The organism is Kitasatospora sp. MY 5-36 (genome assembly GCF_001182915.1).
Classification (GTDB): domain Bacteria; phylum Actinomycetota; class Actinomycetes; order Streptomycetales; family Streptomycetaceae; genus Kitasatospora.
Genome location: NZ_LFVW01001187.1, coordinates 1 through 1,483, shown reverse-complemented (window position 1 = coordinate 1,483; position 1,483 = coordinate 1). Strand labels below are relative to the sequence as shown.

Here is a 1,483-nt window from a genome sequence, read left to right as displayed (position 1 = left end):
CGGACGCGCCCGCGCAGTCCGCCGGTGCGCCGGCGGCTCCCGTCCAGCCCCCGGCGGCACCGGCGCAGCCCGCGCCGGGTGCCGTGCCGGCCGGGTACCACGAGTACAAGGACCCGAGCGGCTTCTCCGTCGTGCTGCCGGACGGTCTGCAGCCGACCGGGTCGGACGCCAACCGGCGGATCTTCAAGAACGCGGCCGACGGCAGCCAGCTGCGAATCGAGTGGACCACGTCGCCCGGGGCGAGCGCGGTCGCGGACTGGCAGGAGTCGGAGCCGAACGTCCGCGGTCAGGTCAGCAACTACCAGCGGCTCAACCTGGCGGCGATCACCTACCGGCAGTGGACCAACGCGGCGGACTGGGAGTGGACCAACGGCACGCCCAGGATGCACTCGCTCAACCGCGGCTTCGTGACCGGGACCCCGCCCAAGTACGGGTACTCGATCTACTGGATAGTCCCGGACGCGGAGTGGGCCGCCCAGGCCCCGCTCCGGGACGTCGTCTTCAACAGCTTCCAGCCCGCGCCGTAGGGCGGCAGGTCCTAACCGATCAGGCGCTGCTTGGCGCGGGTGAACTCGTCCTCGGTGAGCGCACCGGAGGCGCGCAGGGCGGCCAGCCGTTCCAGCTGGCCGATGAGCTGCTCGCCGGCGGACGCCTCGACCGGGGCGGCGGCGGGCCCGGCCTTCGGGGCGTTCCGGGCGGCCCGGGCGGAGGCCCGGAGCTGCTCGGCGAAGAACTCGGCCTTGGCCACGTCCTCGAAGCGGTGCGAGCCGCTGAGCGCCACCACCAGGAGCACTTCGCCGTTGAGCTTGGTGCGGGTCACGGTGACGTCGGTGACGGCGGCGAGCGGAACCGGGACCGGCGGCTTCCCGTCCTTCAGGAAGAGCAGCCGATGGGTGGTCAGCACGAGCACTCCCTTGCGGAAGTGGTCGGGGTGGCGCCCGGCGGTGGAGGCGACCGGCTTCTCGCCGTCGATGACGGTCGCCTCGACGGCGCGGACGGCCTCGGCCTGGTTGGCTTTGCTGCTGTTCCCGGATGCCTCGAAGGCGGTGTCGATCAGATCGGTCCAGTCCATGGGATCGAGCCTAAAGGAGCCGCTCAGTAGGCTGCTCGGTGAGTGAGAGGAACTGGCATGCGAGGCGGCCCCGGTCAGTTGCTGGCGGGGCGGTACCGGCTGACGGACCGCCCCGAACCCTTGCGCGCCCAGGCGGTGGACGAGCGGACCGGTGAATCGGTGCTGCTGGGCGCCCTGGAGCTGCCGGGGGTGCTGACGGCGGGCCAGGATCCGGAGGCGGCCGCCGCGGCGCAGGCGGACCGGATGGTGCGCCGGGTGGCGGCGGTCGGTTCGACCGCGCCGGTCGCGCACCCGCGGCTGCTGCGCGGGGTCGGCGCGTTCGTCGAGGGCGAGCTGCTGTGGACGGTGGAGGAGCGGCCGGTCGGGCGGACGGTGGCCGAGCTGCTCGCCGAAGGGCCGCTGCCGCCGTAC

The 1,483-nt window shown here is 73.4% G+C and carries 1 protein-coding gene and 2 pseudogenes; 2 read left to right on the top strand and 1 reads right to left on the bottom strand.

Annotation, left to right across the window (positions count from 1 at the left end; translation table 11 throughout):
• A pseudogene (locus AE652_RS41275) lies at positions 1-527 on the top strand (hypothetical protein); the annotation flags it as partial.
• A gap of 11 nt (positions 528-538) precedes the next feature.
• Here AE652_RS41275 and AE652_RS48870 read toward each other — a convergent pair.
• A complete protein-coding gene (locus tag AE652_RS48870) occupies positions 539-1,072 on the bottom strand; it encodes an SHOCT domain-containing protein (RefSeq protein ID WP_053112601.1) in 534 nt (177 codons plus the stop codon).
• A 57-nt stretch (positions 1,073-1,129) separates the two neighbouring features.
• On the opposite strand from AE652_RS48870, the pseudogene AE652_RS41265 reads away from it, so the two are divergent.
• Positions 1,130-1,483, top strand: a pseudogene (locus AE652_RS41265) (hypothetical protein); the annotation flags it as partial.

Bases quoted from the DNA above. Each gene is read 5' to 3' on its own strand.
- AE652_RS48870 (WP_053112601.1), bottom strand. From the start codon at position 1,072: ATGGACTGGACCGATCTGATCGACACCGCCTTCGAGGCATCCGGGAAC.